This is a genomic window from Kitasatospora sp. NPDC059146 (genome assembly GCF_042786665.1).
Lineage (GTDB): Bacteria > Actinomycetota > Actinomycetes > Streptomycetales > Streptomycetaceae > Kitasatospora.
The window spans coordinates 1-7062 of the sequence record NZ_JBHZCY010000226.1 but is presented as its reverse complement, the minus strand read 5'-3'; the positions used below and the strand labels follow the sequence as shown (position 1 = coordinate 7062).

Sequence of the window (7062 nt, the reverse complement as noted above, 5' to 3'; positions counted from 1 at the left end):
GTTCCGGGCCCTCCCGGGCGGAGCCCGCTGTGACGCATCAGCCACGCCCGCACACGCGGCGTACGCTTCCCTTTGCGATAACCTGACGCCGGTCTCTCGATGTCGAGAGATCATCCTCGGCTCCAGTGCGCCGGTGTGCCTGGGGCACCTGGCGATTTGCTGGAGAAGGTAGAAATGACCCGCACCCCCGTCAACGTCACCATCACCGGAGCGGCCGGCCAGATCGGCTACGCGCTGCTCTTCCGCATCGCCTCGGGCCACCTGCTCGGTGCCGACGTGCCGGTGAACCTGCGCCTCCTGGAGATCCCGCAGGGCCTCAAGGCCGCCGAGGGCACCGCCATGGAGCTCGTCGACTGCGCGTTCCCGCTGCTGCGCGACATCACCATCACCGACCAGCCGAACGTGGCCTTCGACGGCGCCAACGTCGCCCTGCTGGTCGGCGCCCGCCCGCGCACCGCCGGCATGGAGCGCGGCGACCTGCTGTCGGCCAACGGCGGCATCTTCGGCCCGCAGGGCAAGGCCATCAACGCCCACGCCGCGGACGACATCAAGGTCCTGGTCGTCGGCAACCCGGCCAACACCAACGCCCTGATCGCCCAGCGCAACGCCCCGGATGTCCCGGCCGAGCGCTTCACCGCGATGACCCGCCTGGACCACAACCGCGCGGTCGGCCAGCTGTCCGGCAAGACCGGCGCCCTGGTCTCCGACATCAAGCGCGTCACCATCTGGGGCAACCACTCCGCGACCCAGTACCCGGACATCTTCCAGGCCGAGATCGCCGGCAAGCCGGCCTTCGAGGCCGTCGGCAGCGACCAGGCCTGGCTGGAGAACGACTTCATCCCGACCGTCGCCAAGCGCGGCGCGGCCATCATCGAGGCCCGCGGCGCCTCCTCGGCCGCCTCGGCCGCCAACGCCGCCATCGACCACGTGCACACCTGGGTCAACGGCACCGCCGAGGGCGACTGGACCTCCATGGGCGTCGTCTCCGACGGCTCCTACGGCGTCCCGGCCGGCCTGATCTCCTCCTTCCCGGTCACCACCAAGGACGGCAAGTTCGAGATCGTCCAGGGCCTGGAGATCTCCGACTTCTCCCGCGCCCGCATCGACGCCTCGGTCAAGGAGCTGACCGAGGAGCGCGACGCGGTCCAGGAGCTGGGCCTCATCTGAGCCCCGCCGCACGGCCCTTGCGACGGCCCGCCACCCCCGCCCGGGGGCGGCGGGCCGTCTGCTGTTCGCCCGCTCGCCCTTTCGGCACCGGCGCGCCCCTTCGGCTCGGGGCGGGTGTTCGCCCGCTCGCCTCCGGGGTGGAGGCCCGGGCCGGGACACCTCGGCCGCCTACACTGGCCCGCTGTGAACGAAACCCTCGGGGACGCCGCGCTCGTCCTCGTCTTCATCCTGCTGGGCGGCCTGTTCAACGTCGCGGAGATCTCGCTGATCTCGCTGCGCGAGGGTCAGATCCGGACGCTGGAGGCGCACGGCACCCGGCGCTCGGCCCGGGCCGCGCACCTGGCCGCCGACCCCAACCGCTTCCTGGCGGCCGTCCAGGTCGGCGTGACCTGCATGGGCTTCCTGTCCGCCGCGTTCGGCGCGGACACCCTGGCCGGCAAGGTCGCCCCGCTCTTCGTCCGGGCGGGGCTGTCCCAGGGGGTGGCGGACGCCCTCGCCCTGGTCGGCCTGACCCTGCTGATCAGTTACGTCTCGCTGGTGCTCGGCGAGCTCACCCCCAAGCGGATCGGTCTGCAGCGCGCCGAGTCCATCGCGGTGATCGCCGCCCCCGTGGTGGACGTGATGTCGGTGGCGCTGCGCCCGGTGATCTGGCTGCTCGGCCACTCCACCAACCTGATGGTCCGGCTGTTCGGCGGCGATCCGGCGGCCGGGCGCGGCTCGATGAGCTCCGAGGAACTGCGCGGCCTGGTCGCCTCCAACACCGAACTGGGAAGCGACGAGCGGGCGTTGATCGCGGACGTGTTCGCCGCGGGGGAGCGCCAGCTGCGCGAGGTGATGGTCCCGCGCACCGAGGTGACCTTCCTGGACGCGGAGCGCCCGCTGGCCGCCGTACGGCACCAGTCCGAGACCTCGCCGCACTCGCGCTACCCGGTGGTCGAGGGCAGCGCCGACGCGGTGGTCGGCTTCGTGCACGTCCGGGACCTCTACGGCGCCCGCGGCGAGCAGGCCGTCAAGGTCCGCGACCTGGCCCGCCCGGTCAAGCTGCTGCCCGGCACCAAGCGGGTGCTGGAGGCGATGGGCGAGATGCGCCGGGAGGGCCACCACCTGGCGATCGTGGTGGACGAGTACGGCGGCACCGCCGGCATCGTCACCCTGGAGGACCTGGTCGAGGAGGTGATCGGCGAGATCCGGGACGAGTACGACCGGCCGGAGTCCGCGCCGACCCGCCGACTGGCCGGCGGCGGCACGGAGCTGGACGGCCTGCTCAACCTCGGCGACTTCACCGAGGAGACCGGCGTCACCCTGCCCGAGGGCCCGTACGAGACGGTGGCCGGCTGCCTGGTGGCCTCGCTCGGCCGGCTGCCCCGGGACGGCGACCAGGCCCGGATCCCGGTCGAGGGCGGCGGCGCGGTGCTGCTGACGGTGGCCAAGGTGGAGGGCCGGCGGATCGCCCGGGTGAGGGTGAGTGCGGTCACACCGGAGGAGCCTGCGGGGCCGGAGGTTTCCTGAGCGACCGGGGGAACTGGAAGAATGGCCCGCATGGTCAACGCAGCGGTCACCGGTCCGGTCAAGGATCGCCCCCGGGTGCTCTCCGGGATCCAGCCCACCTCCGGCTCGTTCCACCTCGGCAACTACCTGGGCGCCGTGCGCCAGTGGGTCGACCTGCAGAAGGAGAACGACGCCTTCTACATGGTCGTCGACCTGCACGCGATCACCGTGCCGCAGGACCCGGTGACCTTGCGCCAGAACACCCGGGTGTCCGCCGCCCAGCTGCTCGGCGCCGGTCTGGAGCCGGAGCACTGCACCCTCTTCGTCCAGTCGCACGTGCCCGAGCACGCGCAGCTCGGCTGGGTGATGAACTGCCTCACCGGCTTCGGCGAGGCCTCCCGGATGACCCAGTTCAAGGACAAGTCCTCCCGGTACGGCGCGGACAGCACCACCGTCGGCCTGTTCACCTACCCGATCCTGCAGATCGCGGACATCCTGCTCTACCAGGCGGACGCCGTCCCGGTCGGCGAGGACCAGCGCCAGCACGTGGAGATCACCCGCGACATCGCGGAGCGGTTCAACTCGCGCTACGCCCCCACGTTCACGATCCCGAAGCCGTACATCCTCAAGGAGACGGCGAAGATCATGGACCTCCAGGACCCGGGCATCAAGATGAGCAAGTCGGCCTCCTCGGCCAAGGGCCTGGTCAGCCTGCTGGACGAGGCGAAGGTCAGCGCCAAGAAGTTCAAGAGCGCCGTCACCGACACCGGCACCGTGGTCTCCTACGACGAGGAGCAGAAGCCGGGCGTCTCCAACCTGCTGCGGATCCACTCCGCGCTCAGCGGCCAGTCGGTCGAGCAGCTGGTCGCGCACTTCGAGGGCAAGATGTACGGCGCCCTCAAGACCGAGCTGGCCGAGCTGTTCACCGAGTGGGTCACCCCCTTCCAGGAGCGCACCAGCACCTTCCTGGACGACCCGGCCGAGCTGGACCGGGTGCTGGCGATCGGCGCCGAGAAGGCCCGCGCGGTGGCCTCCGAGACGCTGGCGACCGTGTACGACCGGATCGGCTTCCTCCCGGCCGCCAAGCGGTGACTCCGCTCTCGCGCATGCCCGATGGTGGCGACCTCCCGGAGGTCGTCACCATCGGCGTGTCCGTGAGCGTGCCGGACCCGCACGGCGCGCGGATCCAGGACGCCCGGGCCGGGCTCGGGGACCCGCAGGCCCGCTCGATACCGACGCACGTCACGCTGCTGCCGCCCACCGAGGTGCCGGCCGAGCTGCTGCCGAAGATCGAGGACCACCTGTCGGCGGTGGCCGCGGCGCACCGGCCGTTCCGGATGCTGCTGCGCGGCGCCGGCACCTTCCGGCCGGTCTCCCCGGTGGTGTTCGTCCGGGTCGAGGAGGGCGCGCACGAGTGCCGGCTGCTGGAGGCGGGCGTGCGGTCCGGCCCGCTGGCCCGCGAGCTGGCCTTCCCGTACCACCCGCACGTGACGGTGGCCCACGGCCTGTCGGAGGACGCGCTGGATCGCGCGTACGAGCAGGCGCGCGGGTTCCGGGCGTCCTTCCCGGTGCCGGGCTTCTCGCTCTCCCGGTTCGACGCGGACGAGGTCTGGCGGCCCTGGCGGGCCTACCGGTTCTCCTGAACTACCCCGCGGTGCGGCCGAGTTCGATCATCCGGTCGACCACCCGGCGGGCCGCGCCGCCGTCGTCCAGGGCGCAGTGCGCGGCCCGGAAGCGCCGGTAGCGCTCCGCGTAGCCGGGCGCCGACCGCTCGCCGCTGTCGGCGAGTTCGCGCAGCGCGCCGAGCAGTTCCGCGGAGTCCGGCACCAGCGGGCCGGGCGCGTCCGCCTCGAAGTCGAAGTAGAAGCCGCGCAGGGTGTCGCGGTAGTGCTCCAGGTCGTAGGTGAAGAAGTAGACCGGGCGGCCGGTGATCGCGAAGTCGAACATGATCGACGAGTAGTCGGTCACCAGTACGTCCGCGATCAGCAGCAGGTCCTGCGGGTCGGGGAAGTCCCCGCAGTCGAACAGGAAGCCGTCGCCGGCGCCGGGCAGCGGGTCGCGCACGTGCGAGTGCGGGCGGACCAGCAGCACGTGGTCCTCGCCGAGCAGCCGGCGGGCGTGGTCGAGGTCGAGCCGCAGGTCGAGCCGGAAGCCGTCGCCGTCGCCGCGCTGCTGGTCCTCGCGCCAGGTCGGCGCGTACAGCACGACCCGCTTGCCCTCGGGGATGCCGAGCCGGCGGCGGACGGCCGCGGCGGCCCGGGGCTCGGACCGGGCCAGCACGTCGCCGCGCGGGTAGCCGGACTCCAGCACCTCGCCGTCGTAGCGGAAGGCGCGCTGCAGGATCGGGGTGGCGAAGGGGCTGGGGGAGAGCAGCAGGCTCCACTGCGGGGTCTCCCGGTCGAGCGCCTCCAGGTAGCCGTGGTCGGCGAGCCAGGGGTTGTCGACGTCGTGGGCGATCCGCTTGAGCAGCGAGCCGTGCCAGGTCTGCACCACGACCTGGCCCTCGCGGCGCTCCAGGAAGTCCGGGAAGTGGGTGTTGCCGACCAGGTACCGGCAGGTGGCCAGGGCCCGGTACCACTGGGGGCTCCAGATCCGGATCGGGACGACCCCGGGCGGCAGTTCGGCCTGGCCGTCGTCGACCACCCACAGGTGCTCCAACGGCTCGCCGCGGCGCACGAGTTCGGCGTGCACCGCGCGCGGGGAGTCGGCGTAGCCGCGGCCGCCGAACACGTCGTACAGCACCGCCTCGCGCAGCGGCTCGCGGCGGGCCGCCGGGTACTGCTCGGTGCGCAGCCGGGCCTGGGCCCAGGCGCTGCGCTCGGTGGCGTCGAGCACCGGGGTGGAGTCCACCAGCAGGGTGTCGTGCCAGCGGCGCTGCAGCAGGACGTCCTTGCCGCCGGTGGTCGCGGTGGCGGGCAGGGCGGGCAGCACGGTCGGGGCGGCGAGCAGCGGCCGGGCCGGCCCGGAGCGGTCGGCCGGCTCCAGGGCGGCCTCCCAGACGCCCTTGCGCAGCGGCAGCACGGCGCCGTCGGAGCCGGTACGGGTGGCGGGCACCCGGACCCGGAAGCGGCCGTCCGGCTCGGGCTCGACGGGGGTGCGGACCTCGCCCGCGGTGCCGCCGTGCCGCAGGACCAGCTCCAGTCGCCCGGCGGCCGGGTCCGGGCAGTGGCCGGACAGTTCGAAGCCGCCGAAGTGGACCGCGATCCGGTCGACCATCCCGGCGGCGGGCTGGACGCAGACCTGGAGCCGGCCGTCGGCGAGGTGCTTGAGGTAGAGCACCCGGTCCGGGGTGTGCGGCAGCGGGTACTGGCCGGCCACCGGGCCGCCGCGCTCGTCCAGGCAGAGCTGTTCGGTGCCGCCGTCGGGGCGCAGCAGCTCGACGTCCCAGTGTTCCAGGTCCTCGCGGCCGCGGCCGTCGGCGGTGAGCGGCCGGTACGGCAGTTCGACGGCGAAGGTGTTGCCGGCGCGGGTGAGCGGCTGCTCGATCACCGCGTCGCTCTGCCGGTGCCGCAGCCGCAGCACGGTGCCGGTCGGGCAGTGGTCGGCGACGCCGCCCAGCCGGATGCCGTCGGCGGCCGGCTCGGCGCGGTCGAGCCGGGCGCCGGGGCGTTCCAGCCGCAGCTGCAGCCGGTCGTCCTCGAAGTACGGCTGGAGGCGGACGTCACGGTCCACCCAGCGGGCCGGCGGGTACTCGCCGGAGCCGCACCAGTGGGGGGCGAGGGTGCCGTACTGGCGGCGCAGCCGGGTGGGGCGGGGGCGGGTGAAGAGGGTGGTCCCGATCTGCCAGTCGCCGAGCAGCCAGCGGTCGTCCCGGCGCAGTCGGGAGGGTTCCAGCAGGACGGTGAAGCCGGACCAGTCGTGGTTGTGCTCCGGCTGGGCGCTGTCGTCGGTGACCTCGGGCAGCCTGCGGGGCCTGGAGCGCAGGTGGAGCGGTGGTTCGGCCGCGTCCTCGTGGCGCAGGGTCAGCCAGGTCCAGGCGGAGCCGGGGCGGCCGGTGTCCAGGTCCAGCGGGCGGGCGAAGCCGGTGAGCTCCAGTCCGCGGCCGTGCCAGCGGGCGCGCAGCAGCCCGAACGCCACGTCCTCGTCGACGGCAGGCCGACCGTCGGCCACCGGGGGGGCGGCGTGCGGCAGAACGAACCGGGTGAGCGGAGACATGGTGCGAAGGGCCCTTCGGGACGGGATCCCGGTCATGGCGGTGGCCGGGAGGCCGCCGTGCCGGTGTCGGCCGGACCGGGGCCGATTTGTCATCCCACCCCGGGAAGCCACCCCGGGTCAACTGTACGGTTCGTAGAATTTCCTTTGAAATTCTTCGACTAAACGTGAGTTCGAGTGCAAACTGGACGTAAAGGACAGGTAGTTCTCAGGGAATTCCCAGACAGCAGCGGGGGGGGCGCCGGGGGTGACCAC

The 7062-nt window shown here is 73.0% G+C and carries 5 protein-coding genes; 4 read left to right on the top strand and 1 reads right to left on the bottom strand.

The window, feature by feature from the left end; all coding sequences use genetic code 11:
- Positions 1-174: 174 nt before the first annotated feature.
- The 4 genes from ACFXPX_RS43050 (at position 175) to ACFXPX_RS43035 (ending at position 4298) form a co-directional block, all read left to right on the top strand.
- Positions 175-1167 carry a malate dehydrogenase gene (locus ACFXPX_RS43050; protein ID WP_375882229.1) on the top strand — a complete coding sequence of 331 codons (993 nt, stop codon included), beginning with the start codon at positions 175-177 and terminating at the stop codon, positions 1165-1167.
- A gap of 183 nt (positions 1168-1350) precedes the next feature.
- Positions 1351-2676 carry a hemolysin family protein gene (locus ACFXPX_RS43045; protein WP_375882231.1) on the top strand — a complete coding sequence of 442 codons (1326 nt, stop codon included), beginning with the start codon at positions 1351-1353 and terminating at the stop codon, positions 2674-2676.
- Between the two features lie 30 nt (positions 2677-2706).
- Positions 2707-3747, top strand: coding sequence for a tryptophan--tRNA ligase (trpS, locus tag ACFXPX_RS43040; RefSeq protein ID WP_375882234.1), 1041 nt, complete (start codon positions 2707-2709; stop codon positions 3745-3747).
- A gap of 14 nt (positions 3748-3761) precedes the next feature.
- The gene (locus tag ACFXPX_RS43035) at positions 3762-4298 is read left to right on the top strand and encodes a 2'-5' RNA ligase family protein (RefSeq protein WP_375882236.1); all 537 of its coding nucleotides are present in this window, start codon (positions 3762-3764) and stop codon (positions 4296-4298) included.
- 1 nt (position 4299) lies between these two features.
- Here the strand turns inward: ACFXPX_RS43035 and ACFXPX_RS43030 are convergent, their stop codons facing one another.
- The gene (locus ACFXPX_RS43030) at positions 4300-6810 is read right to left on the bottom strand and encodes a CDP-glycerol glycerophosphotransferase family protein (protein ID WP_380645037.1); all 2511 of its coding nucleotides are present in this window, start codon (positions 6808-6810) and stop codon (positions 4300-4302) included.
- Positions 6811-7062: the final 252 nt, after the last annotated feature.

What these genes read in the sequence shown, in the direction of transcription:
- ACFXPX_RS43030 (WP_380645037.1), bottom strand. Translation starts at nt 6,810, where the DNA reads ATGTCTCCGCTCACCCGGTTCGTTCTGCCGCACGCCGCCCCCCCGGTG.
- ACFXPX_RS43050 (WP_375882229.1), top strand. Translation starts at nt 175, where the DNA reads ATGACCCGCACCCCCGTCAACGTCACCATCACCGGAGCGGCCGGCCAG.
- ACFXPX_RS43035 (WP_375882236.1), top strand. Translation starts at nt 3,762, where the DNA reads ATGCCCGATGGTGGCGACCTCCCGGAGGTCGTCACCATCGGCGTGTCC.
- trpS (WP_375882234.1), top strand. Translation starts at nt 2,707, where the DNA reads ATGGTCAACGCAGCGGTCACCGGTCCGGTCAAGGATCGCCCCCGGGTG.